18 protein-coding genes and 1 tRNA gene are annotated in these 21,691 nt (G+C 50.4%); 16 read left to right on the top strand and 3 right to left on the bottom strand.

Going from position 1 to position 21,691, the window contains the following annotated elements:
• Window positions 1–62: 62 nt before the first annotated feature.
• The gene (locus A918_RS19565; protein WP_022710088.1) at window positions 63–941 is read left to right on the top strand and encodes a polysaccharide deacetylase family protein; all 879 of its coding nucleotides are present in this window, start codon (window positions 63–65) and stop codon (window positions 939–941) included.
• A 22-nt stretch (window positions 942–963) separates the two neighbouring features.
• Here A918_RS19565 and A918_RS21990 read toward each other — a convergent pair whose 3' ends face one another.
• Window positions 964–1,344 carry a hypothetical protein gene (locus A918_RS21990; protein ID WP_022710087.1) on the bottom strand — a complete coding sequence of 127 codons (381 nt, stop codon included), beginning with the start codon at window positions 1,342–1,344 and terminating at the stop codon, window positions 964–966.
• Window positions 1,345–1,705: 361 nt separating this feature from the next.
• Here A918_RS21990 and A918_RS0105495 point away from each other — a divergent pair, with 361 nt between their 5' ends.
• Window positions 1,706–2,584 (top strand): DUF1499 domain-containing protein, encoded by an 879-nt coding sequence (locus A918_RS0105495; RefSeq protein ID WP_022710086.1) that lies wholly within the window; start codon window positions 1,706–1,708, stop codon window positions 2,582–2,584.
• 2 nt (window positions 2,585–2,586) lie between these two features.
• Here the strand turns inward: A918_RS0105495 and A918_RS0105490 are convergent, their stop codons facing one another.
• Window positions 2,587–3,492, bottom strand: a complete 906-nt coding sequence (locus tag A918_RS0105490; RefSeq protein WP_022710085.1) for an MBL fold metallo-hydrolase — start codon at window positions 3,490–3,492, stop codon at window positions 2,587–2,589.
• Between the two features lie 186 nt (window positions 3,493–3,678).
• Between A918_RS0105490 and puuE the strand changes: the two genes are divergently transcribed.
• The 8 genes from puuE to A918_RS0105450 all read left to right on the top strand — a co-directional run bounded on the left by puuE (window position 3,679) and on the right by A918_RS0105450 (window position 13,195).
• Window positions 3,679–4,596 (top strand): allantoinase PuuE, encoded by a 918-nt coding sequence (gene puuE / locus A918_RS0105485; protein ID WP_022710084.1) that lies wholly within the window; start codon window positions 3,679–3,681, stop codon window positions 4,594–4,596.
• Window position 4,597: 1 nt separating this feature from the next.
• Window positions 4,598–5,104: an ureidoglycolate lyase gene (locus A918_RS0105480; protein ID WP_022710083.1), complete on the top strand. Its 507-nt coding sequence runs from the start codon at window positions 4,598–4,600 to the stop codon at window positions 5,102–5,104.
• Between the two features lie 149 nt (window positions 5,105–5,253).
• On the top strand, window positions 5,254–6,735 hold the full coding sequence (gene xdhA, locus A918_RS0105475; RefSeq protein WP_022710082.1) for a xanthine dehydrogenase small subunit: 1,482 nt from the start codon (window positions 5,254–5,256) through the stop codon (window positions 6,733–6,735).
• Complete coding sequence (gene xdhB, locus A918_RS0105470; protein ID WP_022710081.1) at window positions 6,732–9,107, top strand: xanthine dehydrogenase molybdopterin binding subunit; 2,376 nt, start codon at window positions 6,732–6,734, stop codon at window positions 9,105–9,107. The genes xdhA and xdhB overlap by 4 nt, the downstream gene beginning before the upstream one ends.
• 1 nt (window position 9,108) lies before the next feature.
• Entirely contained in the window at window positions 9,109–9,630 is a 522-nt protein-coding gene (uraD, locus tag A918_RS0105465) for a 2-oxo-4-hydroxy-4-carboxy-5-ureidoimidazoline decarboxylase (RefSeq protein ID WP_022710080.1), read from the top strand.
• Window positions 9,631–9,657: 27 nt separating this feature from the next.
• Entirely contained in the window at window positions 9,658–10,014 is a 357-nt protein-coding gene (gene uraH, locus A918_RS0105460; RefSeq protein WP_028233423.1) for a hydroxyisourate hydrolase, read from the top strand.
• 81 nt (window positions 10,015–10,095) lie between these two features.
• Entirely contained in the window at window positions 10,096–10,917 is an 822-nt protein-coding gene (locus tag A918_RS19560; protein WP_022710078.1) for a DUF2793 domain-containing protein, read from the top strand.
• A gap of 412 nt (window positions 10,918–11,329) precedes the next feature.
• Window positions 11,330–13,195, top strand: coding sequence for a nucleoside-diphosphate sugar epimerase/dehydratase (locus A918_RS0105450; RefSeq protein ID WP_022710077.1), 1,866 nt, complete (start codon window positions 11,330–11,332; stop codon window positions 13,193–13,195).
• Here the strand turns inward: A918_RS0105450 and A918_RS19555 are convergent, their stop codons facing one another.
• Window positions 13,196–14,194: a glycosyltransferase family 4 protein gene (locus A918_RS19555; protein ID WP_022710076.1), complete on the bottom strand. Its 999-nt coding sequence runs from the start codon at window positions 14,192–14,194 to the stop codon at window positions 13,196–13,198. It abuts the gene before it with no gap.
• Between the two features lie 328 nt (window positions 14,195–14,522).
• Here A918_RS19555 and A918_RS0105440 point away from each other — a divergent pair.
• The 6 genes from A918_RS0105440 to A918_RS19540 form a co-directional block, all read left to right on the top strand.
• Window positions 14,523–14,597, top strand: a tRNA-Gln gene (locus A918_RS0105440).
• Between the two features lie 398 nt (window positions 14,598–14,995).
• Window positions 14,996–16,150: a GGDEF domain-containing protein gene (locus tag A918_RS21275; protein WP_084664662.1), complete on the top strand. Its 1,155-nt coding sequence runs from the start codon at window positions 14,996–14,998 to the stop codon at window positions 16,148–16,150.
• Between the two features lie 107 nt (window positions 16,151–16,257).
• The gene (locus tag A918_RS19545; RefSeq protein ID WP_022710074.1) at window positions 16,258–17,172 is read left to right on the top strand and encodes a DUF2865 domain-containing protein; all 915 of its coding nucleotides are present in this window, start codon (window positions 16,258–16,260) and stop codon (window positions 17,170–17,172) included.
• Window positions 17,173–17,756: 584 nt separating this feature from the next.
• The gene (locus A918_RS0105425; RefSeq protein WP_022710073.1) at window positions 17,757–18,764 is read left to right on the top strand and encodes an ABC transporter substrate-binding protein; all 1,008 of its coding nucleotides are present in this window, start codon (window positions 17,757–17,759) and stop codon (window positions 18,762–18,764) included.
• 228 nt (window positions 18,765–18,992) lie between these two features.
• On the top strand, window positions 18,993–20,063 hold the full coding sequence (locus A918_RS0105415; RefSeq protein WP_022710071.1) for an ABC transporter ATP-binding protein: 1,071 nt from the start codon (window positions 18,993–18,995) through the stop codon (window positions 20,061–20,063).
• The coding region (locus A918_RS19540) for an ABC transporter permease subunit (protein WP_022710070.1) at window positions 20,060–21,691 on the top strand (1,632 nt) is incomplete at its 3' end. The genes A918_RS0105415 and A918_RS19540, both read left to right, overlap by 4 nt.

Below are 21,691 nucleotides of genomic sequence, written 5' to 3'. Positions count from 1 at the left end.
GCCGGGGGCATTTGTAGTTTATGGTGCTATAAGTTCATTATTGAAACATGAGCCGGTGCGAGATGTCTGTCATTAAATCCTTATTGCTGAGCTTGAGCCTGAGCATTGGTGCAACTGCTGCGTTTGCTGCAGATGAAGCCTTGCTCTCGCCCAAAATTTCGCAGCGCCATCTGATTGTCGAGCCGCAGCTAAATCTTGCCGATAAATCAAATCCGATACAGGTCGCACTCACGCTGGATGCCTGCTCAGGTGACATCGACCATCGTATTCTCGATGTTCTGGTGCGGGAGAAAATTCCGGCAACTTTGTTTGTGACTGCGCGCTGGCTGCGCCGTAATCAGGCGGCAATTGAGGTTCTGAAAGCGCATCCGGATTTGTTCGCGATTGAAAATCACGGGGCAGAGCATGTGCCTGCAATCACCGTATTGAAAACCATGTATGGAATTCCGACAGCCGGTACACCTGCTGCTATCGAAGCAGAGGTCAAAGGCGGTGCGGATAAGATTACGGAAATCTTCGGCAAGCAGCCGCAATGGTACCGCGATGCGACAGCGCGTTATTCAACGGATGCTGTGCGCCAGATCGAGGGCATGGGCTATAAGGTTGCCGGTTACTCGCTCAATGGTGATCGCGGTGCTTCTCTGCCTGCGGCAACGGTTGCCAAACGGATATCCTATGCCAAAGACGGTGATGTGATTATCTCACATATCAATCAGCCGAAGCGTGTCTCCGGTGCCGGTGTGGCCGAAGGTATTCTGGCGCTGAAGAAGAAAGGCGTGCAGTTCAGACTGCTGAGGGATATGCCTGCACGCGCAGCACCGAATGTGGTGAGTGAAACTGCGCCGCCGAATGAATCTGTTTCGCAGAAAGAGAATAAAAGCCATTCTAAAATAAAGACAAAACCGGCATCGGCAGAGCCTGTACCGGTCTCCGCGCAATGACATATCAGGTGTTTGAATGATTTCAGAGGCCGTTCTTTAGCTTGCCCATAACGGCAGCATAATTGCGGCCGAGGCTTTCAAACAGAACATTATTGCCCGAGAGCGGAGCGTGGGACAGCGTAATCCCGTCATTCAGCAAAGTGACGAAAACCACCTGATCCTGCACGGCAGACGGCACAAGAATGGCACCGATACGCTGCGCATTGGTGGTGTCCAGCGCAGGCATATTAAACAGGACTTCACCGCCGACAATTTCAGCGGCTTTGGCCAGTGACAGATCAAAGCCGTCGGTCAGAACATCCTGAGCACCGAGGGCAAATTCAACTTCAACTGCTTCTAAAGACGCGTTCTCCTCAGACGCGGCTATCAGGTTTTCGTCGGTGGAGGAGGGCGTTTGCCTCATAGGGGGAGCGTCTCCGGCTGTATAATTCTTCTTATCCGCAAACTGATTGTGGCAGTTTGTGAATTTGATGCAATCTCATTTTAGTGATTTGTTATAATATCATGATAAATAAAAATATTTCTCTTTTATCTATCGTTAATCACAGATCTTTACCTCTTTTGCTACCTGACGAAATGAACAGTTCTTGCAGGCAGCGATGCGGATCGCGTATTGTTTATGCTCGGCAGACCCTGAATATTGTGCGAAGCGCCTTCGCGGGACTGATTTCTTTACCCGCCTCGATGCGTAAAACAAAGAGACAGAGCGGTTTTACAATTCCGTATTTACCGGAACCGCTCTCTAACCGGCAGAGCGGCAAGTGATGCTTGAAAATTATTACATCCGGCGCAAGGTAAGACGTCGTTCCTCGCGATCGGCGAAATATGCACCGGCTTGCGCTTTTGCCGGTCTGGGGTTGCTCATCGCTGCGGTTACAGCACATCGTTTCGGTTTGATTCAACAGCCGGATCTGGTGTTTATTGTGACACTTGCCGTGTTTTTCGCTCTGCTGGCTTTGTTGCTCTCAGCTAAATCTTTTTATAATTTATGGCGCAGCGGCGATGCCGGAGGGCGGCGTGCCATGCGTGCCTGCTTTATCGCTCTGGTCACATTGATCCCGCCTGCACTTGTGCTGGGGCAGATCAGCGGCACACCGCGTATTCATGATGTTTCCACCGATCTCGAAAACTCCGTGCAGTTCAATACTGTGATGAGCAATGAGCAGGATTTATCGCAGGATTATAAGCCGGATTTCCGCGTGCACCTGCTTCAAAAACTGGGGCTGGGTGATCTGACTGTGCAAAACAGTCTGGGCACCGATGCTGTGCCGGATATGTTGCAGCAAATCTCTGCCTATCCGGAAGTGAGCGGCAGGCAATATGACAGTGCGCAGGATCACGTCTTAAAAGCTGTGCTTAAAGTGCTGAAAGAGCAGGGCTTTGCTGTAACTGCTACGTCCGGTACTGCCGGTGAAGACATGGATGTGAGTGTCGAGGCAACTGCCAAAACCTTCATTCTGGGTTTGCACAGCGATGTGGTCGTGCGGCTCAAGGATGAGGCCGAGCAAACCACGGTCGATATGCGCTCCGTCTCACGTTACGGGCGCTATGATATGGGGTTCAATGCCGGTCTGATCGGTACGTTTTTTAATGCGCTTGATCTGGAAATGCGCAATGCCGTACCGGATGCACCGGAAGAGTAAACTCAGGCCGGCCGGTAGAGACTGTCCGGCATTGGGTCGCCGTCTGTTCTGACTAATCCGCGTGAAACCAGATCTTCCAGATGGGCGAAAACCGAAAGCCCTGCAGCGCCATGCAGGCGCGGATCGGTATCACGGTAAATCGCGGCGACCATCTGCGCGATTGTTTCATCGCCCTGCATCACCCGCTCAAACACGGCCCGTTCACGCATTTTTCGGTGAGCACGAAGTCCGCGTAAAAAGCGATGCGGTTTGGCAATCGGCGCGCCATGCCCCGGCAGATAGAGGCTGTCTTTGCGTTTGAGCAGTTTTTCCAGAGATTGCATATAGGCGCGCATGGAGCCGTCTGGCGGCGCGACAATGGTGGTCGCCCATGCCATGACATGATCGGCGGAAAATAAGATGCCGCGATCATTGAGTGCGAAACAGGCATGGTTGGCCATATGGCCGGGAGTATGGATTATCTCTAATGCCCAGTCAGGATTGGTGAAAATCTCTCCGTCTTTGGCGCAAATATCCGGCGCAAAATCTGTGTCTACACTGGCATCCAGTGCATTACTCTCACCGTCAAATAACGGACGGGCGGACTGGTGCGGGCCTTGTGCAATAACGATTGCACCGGTTTCACTTTTCAGTCTTGCGGTCAGCGGTGAATGATCGCGATGGGTGTGGCTGACGAAAATATGACTGACCGGCCTGTCTGCAATAATACGCATCAGCGTTGCAAAATGCGCTTCATCTTCCGGCCCCGGATCGATAATACCGAGCTGGGTTTTGCCAATAATATAGCTGTTGGTGCCGTAACCGGTAAAAGCGCTGGCATTATTGACGGTTACGCGCAGAATATCCGGTGCAACCTGTACCGCTTCACCATAGGCCGGATCAAATTGCGTATCAAATTTCAGAGACATCAAAGAGACTTTCCGGCAGGCATCACAATAATAACAGGGTGTCTATAAAGGCTTTTCAGTGACTTGTCCCGTTTATCCACTCTATATATTATAATCGACAATTATTGTTAAAATTGTCGACAATTTGACATTGACAAAGTGCCCGATGTTTTATCATTTTGAGCGGACAGAATTGGGGAACAGAACATGCAAAAATGTGGTGAACGTGAATTTATCGGATATGGCCGTCATACGCCGGATCCGCGCTGGCCGGATGGCGCGCAGATCGCCGTGCAATTCGTGGTCAATTATGAAGAGGGCGGTGAAAGCTGCATTCTGGACGGGGATGTCGGTTCCGAATGCTTGCTCTCCGAAATTGTCGGCGCGCAAAGCTGGCCGAAGCAGCGCAACCAGAATATGGAATCGATCTACGAATATGGTGCACGCGCCGGTTTCTGGCGGTTGTGGCGCATGTTCACCAAACGCAATATGGATGTGACTGTCTATGGTGTGACCAAAGCCATGGAACGTAATCCGGAAGCCGTTGCGGCGATGAAAGAAGCAGGATGGGAAATCGCCAGTCATGGTCTGCGCTGGCTGGAATACAAGGATTTCACAGAAGAAGAAGAACGGCGTCATATTCAGGAAGCGGTGCGTCTGCACACAGAACTGACCGGCGAACGCCCTTACGGGATTTATCAGGGCAAACCTTCAGACAATACGCTGCGGCTGGTGATGGAAGAAGGCGGTTTTGTCTATTCCGCCGATTCCTATGCCGATGAACTGCCTTACTGGATTGAAGGGCCAAAAGGGCCGCATCTGATCGTGCCTTATACGCTCGATACCAATGATATGCGCTTTGCCACACCGCAGGGCTTTAATGCCGGCGACCAGTTTTTCAATTATCTGAAAGACACTTTTGATGTGCTTTACCGCGAAGGCGGGGAAGGCGCGCCGAAGATGATGTCTGTGGGTCTGCATTGCCGTCTCGTCGGCCGTCCGGGTCGTGCCGCAGCACTGGAACGTTTTCTGGATTATGTGCAGTCCCATGACAAAGTCTGGGTCGCCAAGCGTATTGATATTGCCCGCCATTGGCACGAAAATCACAAACCGGCAGGGCAATAAAATGGAACTGATCAATTTGCCGGTACGGGCTTTGACGCCGGAAAATTTCGCACCTTTCGGGGATATTATCGAAACCGGCTTGGGTGAAGTTAAGCTTATCAACTGGGACATTACCGAACGCCACCATGCGCTGGCGAAAGCCGATGTTATCGGTGAGGATGCTCATATTTTGATGAACATCTTCCGCAGTAAGCCTTGGGAACTGCCGCTGACCATTAAGATGGTTGAACGGCATCCGCTGGGTTCGCAAGCCTTTATGCCGCTGAACGGACGCGACTATCTGGTGGTGGTTGCAGAAGATAATAATGGTGTCCCGCATCAGCCTGTGGCTTTTCTGGCGCGGGGCAATCAGGGTGTGAATTATCACCGCAATGTCTGGCATCATCCGCTGCTGGCACTGGATAAGACTTCAGATTTTTTGGTGGTGGATCGTGGCGGTGCAGGCAATAATCTGGAAGAATATTACTTCCCGCAGCAAAATTTTACGATTTCTGACAGGGAGATTTGACCATCTGGTCAGATGCTCCGAATTCACATAGTTTAAAAGCGGCATGATACAGATCAGAAATGTCGCTTTAAAACGCAACTCAAAGCTAATTTGCCGCATTTGTCACGCCACATCTTGACGAGTATTCAGAGGCGTAACAATCTGGTCTTATGACACAGATGATCCGTTTCTTTCTGAATGGTCACCGGCAGGATGTTCAGATCCGGCCAGATACAACGGTTCTGGAATGGCTGCGCGGGGAGGCGCGGCTCAAGGGAACGAAGGAGGGCTGTGCTGAGGGGGATTGCGGGGCGTGCTCCGTTTTAATCGGCACAGATAAAGACGCAATTGCACAGGCTGACACTGCGGCGGGTGAACCACAATCGAACAATGCCGACGGAGCATTTCGCTACCGCGCTGTTAACAGCTGTATCCTGACAATGGGGCAGCTGGACGGTCAGGCATTGGTCACGGTTGAGGGGTTGAAAACTTCACAACTCCATCCCGTGCAGGCGGCGATGGCCGAAAACGGTTCATCGCAATGCGGTTTTTGTACACCTGGTATTGTGATGTCGCTCAGCGGACTGGCTGCGGATTGTGCAAGTCACGGTACCAAAGCCGACGATCAGCTGATTCATGATACGCTGGCAGGCAATCTCTGCCGCTGCACCGGCTATCGCCCGATTGTTGAAGCTGCTCGCAAAGTGATTGCGGAAGGTGGCGCACCGGTAGCACAGCCGCTTTCCGGTTCCTTGCAGGATATCCGTCCGCAAACAGGTTTCAGCCATGGCGGCTCAACCTATCATCAGCCGCAGACACTGAAAGAACTGTTGGAATTACGCACGCAATATCCACAGAGCCTGCTGCTGGCCGGTGGCACTGATCTCGGTGTGGCGTTGGCCGATTATCACAGTGACTGGAATGAGGTGATCTCGACAGCGCATGTGCGTGAATTGCGCGATATCCGTGAGGATGAAGCATCTTTCCGGTTTGGCGCTGCGGTGACATGGGCAGAGGTGCTGAAAACTATCGGCAATCATTATCCGTCACTCACTATTTTGCTGCGCCGTTTCGGTTCTGTGCAAATCCGCAATCAGGGTACAATTGGCGGCAATATCGGCACGGCCAGTCCGATCGGGGACGGGCCACCAGCGCTGATCGGTCTTGGTGCGCTGATTGAACTGGCTGGTGCTCATGGTAGGCGCACATTGCCGCTGGAAGATTTCTTCCTCGATTACCGCAAGACGGAACTGCGCGGTGATGAGGTGATTGCCTCGGTGACAATCCCTAAACTGACTGCGGGGCAGGATTATCGCGTTTATAAAATCTCCAAACGTTACGATCAGGATATTTCCACCGTTTGCGGTGCATTCCGCGTAACGCAGAAGAACGGCATTATAACAGATGCCCGTATCGCCTTTGGCGGTATGGCAGCGATCCCGAAACGGGTGAAAAGTGCGGAACAGGCGCTGATCGGTAAGACGTTAGATGAGGCCGCAGTCGCAGCCTGTATGCAGGCTATTGCCACAGAGCTTGCGCCTTTAAGTGATTGGCGCGGCAGTGCCGAATATCGTCTGATGGTGGCGCAAAATCTGGTGGAGCGTCTGCGCCATGATCTGGCCGGTGAAGTGGTGGAGGTAATGGCACTATGATCGCACTTAATCAGCCTTTTCCAACGCCGGAAGGTGCTAACAAAGTCGAGCGCAGTATTGTCGGACATGGTGTTGTGCATGATTCCGCCAGCCGTCATGTGGCGGGTGCCGCGACTTATATTGATGATATGCCGGAACTGCCGGATACACTCCATGCGGCTTTTATATTGTCGCCGGTTGCTCATGGCCGGTTGAAAAGCATGGATACCAGTGAAGCTCTGGCGCAGGCCGGTGTGGTCGGTATCTGGGATGTGCATGATATTCCGGGCATCAATGATGTTTCGCCGGGGCTTCCCGGTGAACCACTTTTTGCTGAGGAACTGCTCGACTATCAGGGACGGGCAATTGCGGTGATTGCCGCGACCAGTTTTGAGGCGGCCTATAAGGCAGCCAAACTGGTGAAGCTGGATATTGAAGAACTGCCACCGGTGCTGGATGTGGAAGAAGCACACCGGCAAAAGAGTTATGTGATCCCGCAACAGGTGGTGCAACAGGGTGATGTCAAAACCGCCATTGCCAATGCGGAACATCAGTTTTCCGGCCGTCTTTCGATGGGCGGACAGGATCATTTCTACCTCGAAACGCATATTGCCTATGCTATTCCCGGTGAAAACTGGCCGCATGAGAACGGCGATATGCTGGTGCATTCATCAACGCAGCATCCGAGCGAAGTGCAGCACCATGTGGCTCATGTGCTGGGTCTTCATGCCCATGCGGTGGAATGTCAGGTGCGGCGTATGGGCGGCGGCTTCGGTGGTAAGGAAAGTCAGGCGACAATTATTGCCTGTGCGGCCGCGCTGGTTGCAGCTAAAACCGGACGCCCGTGCAAAATGCGCCTCAAGCGCCGCGATGATATGATTGCGACCGGCAAGCGTCATGATTTTGTAGTGCATTGGCAGGCGGGTACAGACAGCCGTGGGCGTATCAAAGGGCTGGATATCGAGTTTCTTGCCCGCGCCGGAAACCTGCCCGATCTCACAGGGCCGGTAATTGCCCGTGCGCTGACCCATGCCGATAATTCCTATTTTATCGAAAATGCGCATTTCATTGGTCATGCCTGCAAAACCAATACTGTGTCTAATACGGCATTTCGCGGCTTTGGCGGGCCGCAGGGGATTATCGCGATTGAAACAATCGTCGATACGATTGCCCGTGAGCTGAAACTTGATCCCAATCAACTGCGTGCCATCAATTATTACGGCGATGAAACAGGGGATGAAACGCCTTATGGCCAGAAGGTTGAAGATAACCGGCTGGTACAGGTGACAGAAACGCTGCTGAACAGCAGTGAATGGCAAAAACGGCGTGCGGAAATTGATGCCTATAATGCGGGTAATCCGCTGATCCGTCGCGGATTGGCGATGATGCCGGTGAAGTTTGGTATCTCGTTCAATCTCACAGCGCTCAATCAGGCTGGTGCTCTGGTGCATGTCTATCAGGATGGTTCGGTGTTTCTGAACCATGGTGGCACGGAAATGGGGCAGGGACTGTTTGTCAAAGTTGCGCAGGTTGTAGCTGAAGTGTTCCAGATTGATCTGGACATGGTGCGTATCTCGGCGACAGCGACCGGCAAAGTGCCGAATACCTCTGCAACGGCTGCTTCGACCGGTTCTGATCTCAATGGTATGGCAGCCTTTAAAGCGGCAACGGCAATCAAAAGCCGCATGACTAAGGTCGCTGCAGAACATTACGGCGCAGAAGAGAGCGAGATTATTTTCCGTGGTAGCCGTGTTTATGCGGGCAATGAATCCATGTCCTTTGGCGAACTTGCCAAGCTGACATGGTCAAAACGCGTGCAGCTTTCGGAAGCTGCCCATTATGCGACACCGAAAATCCATTGGGACGGTAAGACAATGCGCGGCCGCCCGTTCTTCTATTTCACCTATGGTGCGGCTGTTGCCGAAGTGGCAGTGGATACGCTGACCGGTGAAACGCGCTGCTTGCGGGCAGATATTTTGCAGGATGTCGGCTTTCCGCTTAATCCGGCGATTGATCTCGGCCAGATTGAAGGCGCTTTTGTGCAAGGGATGGGCTGGGTCACTTGCGAGGAATTATGGTGGGACAAGGCTGGACGGTTACGCACAGCAGGCCCTTCAACCTATAAAATTCCGGGTTCGCGTGACGTGCCGGAAATCTTCAATGTGCGGATTTTGGAAAATGCACCGAACCGCGAGGAAACGGTATTCCGTTCCAAAGCCATTGGCGAACCGCCGCTGATGCTTGGTATTTCCGTCTGGCTGGCAATTCGTGATGCTATTGCTTCGATTGCAGATCACCAGTTTTCGCCGGAACTGGATGCACCGGCCACACCAGAAACTGTGCTGAAATCGATCCTCAAATTGCGTCAGCGCCAGAAGCAGGGTGAAGCTTGAGATGAATTTGCAGACCTTAAATTCGCTGTCAGAAACGGAGTTTGTCTCTGTTCTGGGCGGTATTTTCGAGCATTCTCCTTGGGTGGCAGAAGCTGTGGCGGGAGACAGGCCGTTCGCTTCAATTTTTGCTCTGCATCAGGCGATGGTGCAGGCAGTTGAAAAGGCGGGTGTAAACAAACAACTGGCGCTGATCCGTGCGCATCCTGATCTGGCAGGCAAAGCTGCGCGTGCAGGTCATCTCACCGATGCTTCTACAAGTGAGCAGAAGGGGGCGGGACTCGACCGGCTTGATGATGCGGAGTATGAGCGCTTTCATAGCTTAAATGATGCCTATAAGCAGCGTTTTGACTTTCCCTTCATTCTCGCAGTACGCGGTTTTGATGGCAAAGGACATGATAAACATTCCATCCTCGCCAGTTTTGAAACGCGTTTGCAGAATACACCGGAGCAGGAAATTTCTGAGGCACTGCGGCAGATTGCGCGTATCGCTGAACTGCGGCTGGGGGATATGCTCACATCATAGATTACATGCAGCAGAAAAGGTATGGTTATGGCAAAACTCTCAACCCATGTTCTCGATACTGCTCATGGCAAACCGGCTGCCGCAATGCGTCTTGAGCTTTATCGGGTGAAGGGCAGTGGTGAGCTGGAACTGATTAAGCGGACTGCAACCAATCTTGATGGCCGCACTGATGAGCTTCTGCTCAATGAAGCGGAAATGCGCAACGGGACTTATGAAATTCAGTTTCATGTCGCTGAATATTTTGAATCGCAAGGCGCGGATCAGGCGAAGCCGCCATTTCTGGATCTGATTCCGATCCGGTTTTCTATTGCCGATGAGAGCGCCAATTATCATGTGCCGCTGCTGGTCAGCCCTTGGGCTTATTCCACTTATCGCGGCAGCTAAAGGCACGACGGGTAAATCTATCCCCGCTCTTTATTCTTTCCGTAGACTTTTCCCGTTCATGAACAACGGGAAAAGCAAGATATGGAAACGACCCCTAATCTGAAAATGCCTTATATTCTGCCCAGTCAAGCGCAGAAACACGTCACGCATAATGAAGCACTGCGTTATCTCGATGCGCTTTTGCATCTGTCCGTTCTAAGCCGGCAATATTCTTCGCCGCCAGCCACTGCGCAGGAAGGTGATCGTTATCTGATACCTGCGGGAGCCGCGGATTTATGGAGCGGGCAGGATGGCAATCTTGCAGCTTTTATGGATGGTGAATGGTTCTTCTTCGCGCCTTTGCGCGGCTGGATCATGCATATTGCTGATGAAAATGCGCTGTTCATATTTAACGGCAGTCAATGGCAGGCACTGCTGAACCCGCAGCTGATGGTTGGAGTAAATACGGAGGCTGATAGTTATAACCGCTTGGCTGTAGCCTCTGATGCTGTTCTGCTGACCCATAGCGGGGCAGGGCATCAGCTGAAAATCAATAAAAACCTGAGTGAGAATACTGCATCCCTGTTATTTCAGAGTAGCTGGACCGGCTATGCTGAAATGGGAATCGCCGGTGAAAATAATTTCAGCATTAAAGTTGCAGATGATAGCGGGCAGTGGCGACAGGCACTGCGGATTGATCGTGCTAGCGGTAATATAGCTATCGGCTCTGTCTGGCCAACAGCACCGTTGCATGTTGAGGGGCCAATTCGCACCGGAAATTATGAGAGTGGTGCTTTGCCGAATGCTGCGCAGAGCGGTGCAGGTGCTGTTATTTTTATCAGGACAGGTCAGAACGGGAAGCTTGCTTTCAGTGATGGCCAGCAGTGGCTTTGGATCGACGGCAATCAACCTGTTGCTCCATGATGTTGTTAAGTTTGTAATAATTTGTTGCACGGCTTTCAAAACAATCGGGGGATTTAGATTGATATGTCGTGCAACAGTAGCGAATCTGATGAATTATAAATGCCGGATAAATTTCTTTTACGGAACCTGGGAAAGCTTGATTGGTAAGGCAGTGGTCTATGGTTCACGTTGAAAAACTATGAGAAGCAGTAATTTTTTAATGCAACCATCGCATAGGCACTTTTGTTCGCAATTCCTGTGAATAGAGATAGATTTGCTGGTTTTGATATAAGTATTTTGTTAGTCAGTATGAGTGCGATATTTTATTTAAGTTTAATACTTGAACAAACTTGTCAAGTTATTCTTTTGCCTGATTATGATTGTGGAAGTAGGATGCAAATTTTGCTGAAGAATAAGGTGAGAGATTAACCGCATGAAAACGGCAGATGTTTCAAGGCGGATTGCGGGACTCCCGCGGTCTATAAAGCAACTTATCACGCTTGGCGTGGATATTACCTTGCTGTTGCTTGGCGTCTATGTTGCCTATGTTCTGCGTTATGGCTTCCTGTTCGTGCCAAATACCAAGCAAATATTGCTTATGCTGGCGGCGCCGCTGGTCGCTGTGCCGGTTTTTATCCGCTATGGTCTTTATCGTTCTGTTATTCGCTATCTGCCGGAAAAGGCAATCTGGTCTATCTTTCAGGCAACCGCCGTTGCGGCTTTGCTATGGGTTGCCATCGCATTTTTGACTGAAATGACCGGCGGAACCGGCGTTCCGCGTTCTGTTCCGCTGATCTACTGGCTGGTGATTACTATTCTGGTTTCCATTTCCCGTTTCGGCGCTAAATGGATTTTGCGGGATAGTACCGGCCCTGTATCACGGGAAGTGGCATTGATTATCGGTACCGGTGAGGCTGCACAGCAACTGGCAGCGGCATTGCGTGTACATCGCGACACTTACGTAGCCGGTTTTATTGATCGTGATCCGTCATTGCTCGGTATGGATATTGCCGGAACCCGTGTTTATGCACCGGCGTCTATCGATGATCTGGTTAAGAATTACGGTGTTTGTCAGGTCGTAATCTCTGATCCGTCGATGGGGGAGGCAGAGCGGAAAGCCTATGCCAGTATTTTAGGGCGCCTGAAAATCCGTACCAGTATTCTGCCGCCGATTGCAGATCTGTCGCGGGGAAAATATCTGGTTGGTGCGCTGCGTAATATTGAAATTGATGACCTGCTGGGGCGTTCGCCGGTGCCGCCGGATGAGGCAATGCTGCAGTCGATGATTGAGGGGCACTCAATCATGGTAACAGGTGCCGGTGGTTCTATCGGCAGCGAATTGTGCCGTACGATCGTCAACTGGAAACCACGCAAACTGATTTTGTTCGAGGTCGGGGAGTTCGCGCTCTATCAGCTGGAGCGCAAGCTGAAATCTGTCACGAATTGTGAAATTGTTCCGGTATTGGGGTCTGTAACCCAGCAGGAACTGGTGGAGAATGTTATTCACTCTCACGGGGTTGATACGATTTATCATTGTGCTGCCTATAAGCATGTGCCTTTGGTTGAGGTGAACCCGCTTGAAGGTATCCGTAATAATGTTATGGGCACGAAGGCTGTTGCTGATGCTGCGCTGAAGACCGGCGTAGAGCGTTTTATTTTGATTTCCTCCGATAAAGCTGTTCGCCCGACTAATGTGATGGGCGCAACCAAAAGATGGGCAGAATTTGTTATCCGCCATTATGGAGATCTTGCGCAGCAGAAAGGTTCGGCACAGTCATTTTCGAGCGTTCGGTTCGGTAATGTTCTGGGGTCTAACGGGTCGGTTGTACCGCTGTTTCGTGAGCAGATTGCTGCAGGAGGCCCTGTAACGCTGACTGATGAAAATATGACCCGTTATTTCATGTCGATCCGCGAGGCTGCAGAACTGATTATCCAGTCCGGTGCGGTTATCAAAAGTGGTGAGACGGCTTTGCTGGAAATGGGAAGTCCGGTGAAAATCAGAGATCTGGCTGAAAATATGATCCTGATGGCCGGATTGTCTGTGCGTGATATTAAAAATCCTGACGGGGATATTACAATTCGGGTAACCGGTATTCGCGAGGGCGAGAAGCTTTACGAGGAACTGTTTTATGATCCGGATAAGGCATTGCGTACCCGTCACCCGAAAATTCTTTGTGCGGAAAAACGTGGCACAAAGGCCGATGAAATACCGCAGCGCCTGCCGCAAATGCAGAAATTCCTTGATGATAACGATGCGGAAGGCGCTAAAGCGCTGTTGTTCGACTATATCCGCCAGTAATTAAACTCTTTTGCGGAAATAAAGGATCAGCAGCGCTGTCAGCACCAGAGCGATTATCAGGCCGGATAATTGTCCGATAAGAGTACCTGACCACAGCGTGGCTGCAGTAATAGCGCCCAATATAAGATTGAGCAGTGCAAGGCTGCCGGTAACAAAATAAACGGATTTTCCCGAGCGCTTTGCAATCTGATAGGCATGGGAAGAGTGTGCCTGTAATATATTCTCACCTTTGCTAAGACGCAGGATAATCGTGCTGCCAGCGTCGAGAATATAATAAAGCGGCAGGATGAGAGCGGGAATAATACCTGCTTGTCCGGCAAAGAGCAGAAATACTGCACCGGTAATCAGGCCAAGCGGCAGACTACCGGAATCGCCGAGAAAGATTGAGGCAGGCGGGCGGTTGAAAACTGCAAATCCTGCGAGAGCACCACTTATCGCCAGACTAATCGCCGGAATTGCCGGCTCCTGAAGAAATATGGCTGAAAGAATTCCGAGCAGGAATAAGGGAATTCCAATGCCGGTGACAGTCAGCCAATCCAGACCGTCCATAAAATTGGCGACATTAATACTTCCAAGGATGGCGATGCTTAAAAGCAGCATTTCAAGCCAATAGGGGAGCAGATCAGGCAAAAGCCGGAAATCAGCACCTAAACTATAAACAGCGAGAATTGCGGCCAGAAGTTGCAGAGGAAGTCTTGCGCGTACAGACAGTTCTTTTCGGTCATCCAGATAGCCGGTAACCCAGACTAAAGTGGCAGCAATGACAAGGCTGATACTCATCCGTGCCGGTATCATTTCCCATAGGCCAAAAATAATCAGTGCAAATATGAAAACCGGAATGCAGGCCAGTCCGCCGATTTGTCTGGCAGGGACAGAGTGGTTGGAGCGCGGATTAAAGCCGGCAGCAAGAAAATTCGTAGGAAGTCTGTCTTTTAAAATCAGGAGCAGGAGCGTGGAGAAAATAAAGCAGAGAGGAAAAATCCACCAATAAACTGACAAGCTGCTGTCTCCTGAAGCGTAAGGTAATCCGGAAAGCGGTTGAATATGATATAATTTAATCTGAAACAGATTGTCTGAACTCTTTAAACTGTATCGGAGCGCAGTCAAACTTACTCAATTACTGTTGTCTTTACGCGTTTATGAACTGCTTTTCCAGCATGTTGGTGAGCGGAGAACTTGCGAAGCTGAAAACGTAAAACGCTTTTTTGAAGTTGGACGGGTTTGCTTTGTTTTAAAATGTAAAAATCTGATTTCAATGCATTGCACAATGGATTTCTTGCGGCTATAAGCCGGATCAACCGCCACGGAATCTCTCCGTGATTTGTATTGGGGCGTAGCCAAGCGGTAAGGCAGCGGTTTTTGGTACCGCCATCCCCTGGTTCGAATCCAGGCGCCCCAGCCAATTCCTCACATTATATTCTGCCTGTTTAATTTGTTTTGCCGATAATTTTTGATCTCGCTATGTGTAGTAAACAGGCGGAGTAAATTTAAATTGTTCTCACATTATATTTAACTCAGCTTGCTTGTTTTGTTTGAATTTAAGAATATTAAACAGCACTGAAACAATCTTATTCTTTTATCTTTCATTCAAAATGTCGCTTTTTGCATAAAAAAGTGATAGCGGGATCTTTTTACATAATGCTATGGAATATGTGATGCCTGCTAAAACGGCTGCACACTTTATGAATATGTTCGGCTTGCTGAACCGCATACTGACTTTGTCTCCTGAACGGGCAGAAGTCAGAGATACAGTGCATTCCGGGAGTGTTTTGTTTATCGACGTGAGGGATTTGATTGTCGATGCTCATTCAATACATGGCAGATATTGAGCCAAATTCACTATTTACAGTAAACGCTATTTCTCTGGCGGCGTTTGCGATTGCATTTTTTTGTATTTGGCTGAAGCAGCGCGACAGAACTTATTGGCTCTATTGGGTAGCTGCAAATGCGGTTTTATCCGTCGGCTTCATTATCTTTGTTGTGATTGATCGCTCGCAGATGCTGCAGTTGATTCTCGTCAACGTGGTATTAGCGACGGGGATAGCGCTGCGCTGGCAGGCTATACGCAGCTTTTTCTATCGCAAAAACTATATTGAGATTAATTTCTTAATCATACTGATTGTGCTGCTTCCATATCTGTTCTCTTCCTATCTGACGAACGGGTTTATTTTTGGCTTTGTTAATCTCATATTTTTGGTTGAAATTATCTTGGTTCTCCGCGAATTGGTGCGCCCAAATGGTGAGACTCTGCCGTCCCGTTGGGGGCTGGCTATTGCCTATAGTCTTGTTGCTGCGGCATTTGTTGCCCGCGTGATACAGGGGTGGGTGACAAGTCCCGCAAATATGAAATTACTGCCGAATGACGGGCTTCTGGCAGTCATTTTGCTCGTCATGTCCATTCATATTGTTGCAAGCGGTGCTTTTGCTATATCAATGGCCTATGAACGGGGTATTTCCGAGTTAAAGCAAATGGCTCTGCTTGATCCGCTGACAGGGCTGTATAATCGCAGAGCTTTTGAGCTGACTTTAGCAGAGCGTGATCCTGCGGATGGTTCTCTCGCTTTGATTTTGCTGGATATTGATCATTTCAAGCGCATTAACGATCAGTTCGGTCATGCCGCCGGTGATATTGCCTTGCAGCGTTTTGCCAATATTCTGATGACGATTTTCCGAAAAAAGGACTTTATCGCCCGTATAGGCGGGGAGGAATTTGCTGTTCTTCTCCCAGATACGACGATGAATGAAGCCTATGAGTTTGCCGAGCGTGTTCGCAAGACTGCTGAAAATGATGCATTTGAGCATAGTGACGGCATTGTGCGCCTGACAATCAGCGCGGGGGTCTGTCAGGCAGCAGCAGACGTAACCTCTTTTTCCGATATGACCCAAAAAGCAGATATCAGCCTGTATATAGCTAAAAATAATGGTCGTAACCGGGTTGAAATATTTGCTACATGATTCATCGGTAATGCTTTGTAATTCTTTGCTCAATTCGGCCGTTACATAAACACGCGGAGGGGACTGTGGTTAAGTGGAGGGTGTCAAAGAGGTTGGGTTTTCCAGTGATGCCTGCGCTTATGACGCGTTGTGTTACGCTTCGCCAGACATTGCTTCTCTTGGTTGTCTTGTTTGTAACGGGTACAATCTTTCCTGCTCTTGCCGCGACATGTTCTGATAATTCCCTGATCGCTGCCGATATTATTTTAAAACGTCAGCTGACTGCCTTGAAAAATATGGAGCGCGGTCGGAAATGTACGGCAGAAAATGCTCAGAGCGGCTTTTTTAACGCCTGCCGTGATTTAGCTCAGCGACGTGGTGACATACAAAAACAGTTGCAGAAAAGTGCCGCAGCTTTGGCAAAATGCAGCGGAACATCTCTTACTGCCACAACATCAAAGCCAAGCGGGCTAAGCAACAAAAGCCAGCTTACCAAAAATACCAATTTGTTTGGCGGTCAGTATTCGGGAACACCTCTACTGTTTTGTGTGCGCCTGTCTGACGGATATTATTTTCCGGCACCGCATTCGCAATATGCCCGAAGCGACAAGATAAAAGAGACCTTGGCGCAGTGTCGTTTCATCTGCGAGACTCCCGACGTCAATCTGTATATTTTGAGTGATCCTGCTGCCGAGACTGCGGATATGGTATCCGTTGATAAACGGGAATCTTACGTCAATCTGGGTTCTGCCTATGCCTATCAGGCATCAGAGAATTTTCAGAAATGTAACTGGGCAAAGTATTTTTCCTATATTGAGCAGGTGCGGGCAGGTTCCGCAAAGCCGAAGAAAAAAACCATTGCGCCTGTTAAGCCGGTGATGGCGCCGGTTTCTGTTCCGGTCGTTGAAAAAGATGTGTCTGACCGTGCTGTACGGATTGTCGGACCTGCCTTCTTGCAGGACGGTAATGATATGCTGGTCAATCTGGGGAGCCGTCGCGAGCGGCCGGAAGCAGGCATAGAAGTTTTACACAGTACAGAGTGATCTGATCGCATGGCGTAACTGACCGAATGCGATATTTTTTACCGTGAAAACGACAGCAAATATTGCAGTTTTATTGCCTGTCTGCGGAAATGTTTATTATGACAAAATGCGCTGTTTTTTGCCGCTTACGGACATGCGCATGAGCCAAAGCACAGGCACAGTTTTGAGGTTATCCTGATGGGGGCGGCTTTTGATCCGTCACTCACCCCTGATTTTTATGCAAGATCGTGAATGCAATGCGGGTGTGGAAAACACACCTGCAGTCACAGACTTCAGAGTACCCGTCGTTAAATGGTCTCATTCAACGACCGCGATAATATGACCAATCGAGAATTCGGAAGCTGACCTGACAGATGTGCCTTTCTGTGAGGTTGTGCGGAGCATTGTCTGAAGAATGGTCTCATTCTGAGATCATGTTTATGCGACCAATGAGGCCACGGGAATGACAGCAGCGGGAGGGGGCAAGCGCAGCGTGTTCCGGTGTGTTTTCAAAGTTTCGCATTGATATCTGTGGCTATTTCATCATTATGTGCGGGAACTTTTTATAAAAACTCAAACAAAATCCATGGGATGGGGGCTTTGATATGCGCAAGACTTACCTGAAAACTCTGGGGGCGCTGGCTGCGACTCTGATGGCCGGTTCTGCACTGGCAGAGACGCTGACGGTTTATACTGTTTATGAAGAAGATGAGGCCGCAGCTTTCCTCGCCGAGGCGAAAAAAGCTTTACCTGATCTGGATATTAATATGCTGCGCCTGTCCAATGGCGATCTTGTTGCCCGTATCATTGCCGAACAGGCAAATCCGCAACATGACGTGCTGTGGGGCGTTGCAGTTACCTCGCTGTTCAATCCTGAAATTATTAAAACGCTGGAGCCTTATAAGCCTGCGAATATCGACACCGTGCCTGCGCAGTTCCGTGATAAGGAAGACCGCTGGTTTGCCGTTACCGGTTATATGGCCGCTTTCTGCGTAAACAATGAGCGCCTGAAATCCAAAGGCCTGACAATGCCGAAGTCATGGGCCGATCTGACCGACCCTGCCTTTAAAGGTGAAGTGGTGATGCCGAACCCTGCATCATCCGGCACCGGCTATATCCAGATTGACTCGCTGATCCAGCAGATGGGCGAAGAAAAGGGCTGGGCTTTCCTCGACAGTCTCGACAAGAACGTAGCGCAATATATCAAATCCGGTTCCAAGCCGTGTAACGTCGCCTCAATGGGCGAATATACTGTTGGTGCCTCTTTTGAACTGCGCGCCATCAAAAATATTGCCGAAGGTTATCCGATTACCATGGTGATCCCGTCAGAAGGCGCGGGTAACGAGCTGGAAGCCAATGCGCTGGTCTCAACATCCAAGAACAAAGACGCAGCCAAGCGTTTTCTGGACTGGACTGTGAGCAAGCAGGCTGCCGACGAATATTACAAGTGGAAAGCCATTGTAACGATTCCGGGCGGCGCAATGCCGGACAAGTTCAAAGAAGCCGGTCTTCCTGAAGATGTGTCCAAAGTTATGTATGCGGTTGATTTCAAAGCCGCAGCCGATGATCGCACAAAGATCATTGAAACATGGCAGAAGAAATACGAGCGCTAATTGTTAATCAGACCGGACAGCCTTGTAGCTGTCCGGTCTTGCTCTTTCGGCTTTCAAAGCATTGAGCAAGCTGTTTTTTGCGCTGTAAAAAACATACGGAAAAACAGAGATTTAAAGCTGCGGCTTGAATCAGTCTGATAAGCATTTGCATGAAATTTCATGCATCGGGGAATGCGCAGGGATTTTCATCTGCGCCCATAAAAACAAAATACCAAAGGAAATATACCAATGGATTTGAACATTCAGAATGTCATTAAAAGCTATGGCGCAGTGAAAGCCCTTGATAATGTTTCTCTGAATATTCCGCATGGTTCTCTGGTATGTTTTCTCGGGCCTTCCGGTTGCGGCAAGACAACCTTGCTGCGTGCCGTTGCGGGGCTGGAAGATATTGATTCCGGCAGGATTATGCTGGGCGATAATGACCTGTCGCATACGCCAGCGCGGTCACGTAATTTCGGTGTTGTGTTTCAGTCCTATTCACTGTTTCCGCATATGACGGCGGCGCGTAATATTGCCTATGGGCTGGAATGCCGGAGCTGGACAAAAGCACAGATTGCAGCGCGGGTACGTGAAATGCTGGATCTGGTGCATCTGGCTAATCAGGCCGAAAAACTACCGGCGCAAATGTCCGGCGGTCAGCAGCAGCGTATTGCGATTGCCCGTGCATTGGCGCCCAATCCGTCACTCTTGCTGCTTGATGAGCCGCTTTCCGCGCTGGATGCAAAGGTGCGCGAGGAATTACGCAATGAAATCCGCGCACTGCAAAAGCGGGTTGGCATTACCACCATTATGGTCACACATGATCAGGAAGAAGCTTTGGCGATGGCCGATGTGATTGTGGTGATGAAAGATGGACATATTGAACAAACCGGCACGCCGCAGACGCTTTATCAGCAGCCTTTAACCAGTTTTGTTGCAGATTTTATCGGTCGTATGAATATTCTGCCGCTGGATAAGACTCCCGGAAATAGTCTGCATTTTGCTGATAAAGTACTGAAACTGGATGCCGCAGAGGTTTCCGGTTCCGCACCGGTCAGTAAAGTCGGTATCCGGCCTGAGGCCGTCAGCCTGCTGCCCGCAACGCAAACCATGCCGGATGATAATCACTTTCCGGCAACCATCCGCAGCCAGATTTATCTGGGGCATATATCGCGGTTGGAAGTGGTGCCGGATAAACGGCCGGACGTTAAAATCAGTGTGGAAATGCACGGCACCGCCAACAGAACAGGGTACTTGCCGCAAACAGGTGATGCAGTAACGCTGCATCTGCCGGCAGACGCTTTACGGGTGCTGTCATGAGCAGCGCGGAGGCTTCTGTAACCACGACGACCGGTGCCGGTTTAAAGCGCGGTCTGTTTAGCGACAATTTCATTTCATGGGCGATGACGATCGGGATTACAGCCCTGATCCTGATTTTCCTTGTTATGCCGCTTTGGGCCATTCTGATGCTGGGGTTCAGCACGCCGGAAGGTTTTGGCCTCGGCAATTTTACCCGCACTTTCACCACTGCGCGTTTCTGGACGCTGGTGCTGAACAGTCTTGGTATGGCGCTGACCTGTACCATTATTGTGACCGGCATGGCCTATGCCTATGCCTATACGCTGCAACGTGCCCATGTGCCGTTTAAATCCCTGTTGCGGATGGCGGCGCTTATTCCGCTCTTTGCTCCGTCACTTGTGCAGGCGCAGGGGCTGGTGCTGCTGCTCGGTCGTAACGGTATTCTCAATCGCTGGATGGGCATGGATATTGATATCTATGGTTTCTGGGGGGTGGTGATTGCTAATGCGCTTTATGCTTTTCCCTATGCTTTCCTGATTCTCTCGGCAGCGCTGGCTGTCAGTGATGCACGGCTGCATGAAAGTGCGGAAGTGCTGGGGGCAGGGCCATGGCGTATCTTCCGCACCCAGACTTTACCCGCAACACGCTATGGTCTGGCGGCCGCCTGTTTCGTTGTGTTCAATCTGGTAATGACTGACTTCGGTAATCCGATGGTGATCGGCGGCGATTTCAACGTGCTGGCCACAGAAGTCTATAATCAGGTGATCGGGCAGGCGCAGTTTGGTCTTGGCGCGGTGATCGGTATTGTGCTGCTGATGCCTGCCATTGCCGCCAAGATTGTTGAAAAACGCCTGACTAAACAGCAACAGGCGCTGCTCACCTCACAGGCGCGGCCAATGGTTGTGCGCCCGTCAGGTAAACGTGATTTGCTGCTCGGGCTTTATGCCTATTTCACAATGGCACTGATCCTGAGTGTTATTCTGATTGTGGTGCTGGCAAGCTTCGTCAAGCTCTGGCCGTATAATATGAGCTTTACGCTTCAGCATTATCAGTTTGATGTGCAGAACGGCACAGCGCCTTTGTGGAACAGTGTGAAGATCAGTCTGGCGACGGCTGTGCTGGGCGTGGCAATTGCCGGTATGACAGCAATTGCGGTGCAGAAGTTCAAAAATCCGCTCACCGGCCCGCTGGCATTTCTGGCCATCTTGCCGTCAGCCGTGCCGGGTATGGTGTTGGGGCTTGGTTATGTATTGGCCTTTAACAATCCGTCCAACCCGCTGCACTTCCTCTATGGCAGTTTTGCGCTGATTATCATTCTTAGCGTCTATTATAACCATGCCCACGCATTCCTGATCTCCTCAACCAGTCTGAAACAGATCAGCGGTTCGTTTGATGAAGCGTCAACCATGCTCGGCGGCAGCGTGCTGACAACTTTGCGTAAAGTGACATTGCCGCTGTTGTGGCCGACATTACTGGGTGTGGGTGTTCTGTTCTTCATGCGCACCATGGTGTCGCTGTCTGCGGTGATCTTTCTCACCACACCGGCAACGCAGGTCGCCTCGATCTCTGTGCTGCAATTGTCTGATCGCGGGGCGGTCAATCAGGCGGCGGCTTTCTCGGTCTGTATTATGCTGATTGTGATTGCAGCT

Source organism: Pseudochrobactrum sp. AO18b, from assembly GCF_000409565.1.
Classification (GTDB): Bacteria; Pseudomonadota; Alphaproteobacteria; order Rhizobiales; family Rhizobiaceae; genus Pseudochrobactrum; species Pseudochrobactrum saccharolyticum.
The sequence above is the reverse complement of the archived record's forward strand: the minus strand, read 5'-3'. Positions and strand labels throughout refer to the sequence as shown.

What these genes read in the sequence shown, in the direction of transcription:
- A918_RS19545 (WP_022710074.1), top strand. Translation starts at nt 16,258, where the DNA reads ATGCCTGCGCTTATGACGCGTTGTGTTACGCTTCGCCAGACATTGCTT.
- A918_RS0105425 (WP_022710073.1), top strand. Translation starts at nt 17,757, where the DNA reads ATGCGCAAGACTTACCTGAAAACTCTGGGGGCGCTGGCTGCGACTCTG.
- A918_RS0105480 (WP_022710083.1), top strand. Translation starts at nt 4,598, where the DNA reads ATGGAACTGATCAATTTGCCGGTACGGGCTTTGACGCCGGAAAATTTC.
- xdhB (WP_022710081.1), top strand. Translation starts at nt 6,732, where the DNA reads ATGATCGCACTTAATCAGCCTTTTCCAACGCCGGAAGGTGCTAACAAA.
- uraD (WP_022710080.1), top strand. Translation starts at nt 9,109, where the DNA reads ATGAATTTGCAGACCTTAAATTCGCTGTCAGAAACGGAGTTTGTCTCT.
- A918_RS0105495 (WP_022710086.1), top strand. Translation starts at nt 1,706, where the DNA reads ATGCTTGAAAATTATTACATCCGGCGCAAGGTAAGACGTCGTTCCTCG.
- A918_RS19560 (WP_022710078.1), top strand. Translation starts at nt 10,096, where the DNA reads ATGGAAACGACCCCTAATCTGAAAATGCCTTATATTCTGCCCAGTCAA.
- A918_RS19565 (WP_022710088.1), top strand. Translation starts at nt 63, where the DNA reads ATGTCTGTCATTAAATCCTTATTGCTGAGCTTGAGCCTGAGCATTGGT.
- A918_RS0105490 (WP_022710085.1), bottom strand. Translation starts at nt 3,492, where the DNA reads ATGTCTCTGAAATTTGATACGCAATTTGATCCGGCCTATGGTGAAGCG.
- A918_RS21275 (WP_084664662.1), top strand. Translation starts at nt 14,996, where the DNA reads ATGCTCATTCAATACATGGCAGATATTGAGCCAAATTCACTATTTACA.
- xdhA (WP_022710082.1), top strand. Translation starts at nt 5,254, where the DNA reads ATGACACAGATGATCCGTTTCTTTCTGAATGGTCACCGGCAGGATGTT.
- A918_RS0105450 (WP_022710077.1), top strand. Translation starts at nt 11,330, where the DNA reads ATGAAAACGGCAGATGTTTCAAGGCGGATTGCGGGACTCCCGCGGTCT.
- A918_RS21990 (WP_022710087.1), bottom strand. Translation starts at nt 1,344, where the DNA reads ATGAGGCAAACGCCCTCCTCCACCGACGAAAACCTGATAGCCGCGTCT.
- uraH (WP_028233423.1), top strand. Translation starts at nt 9,658, where the DNA reads ATGGCAAAACTCTCAACCCATGTTCTCGATACTGCTCATGGCAAACCG.
- puuE (WP_022710084.1), top strand. Translation starts at nt 3,679, where the DNA reads ATGCAAAAATGTGGTGAACGTGAATTTATCGGATATGGCCGTCATACG.
- A918_RS0105415 (WP_022710071.1), top strand. Translation starts at nt 18,993, where the DNA reads ATGGATTTGAACATTCAGAATGTCATTAAAAGCTATGGCGCAGTGAAA.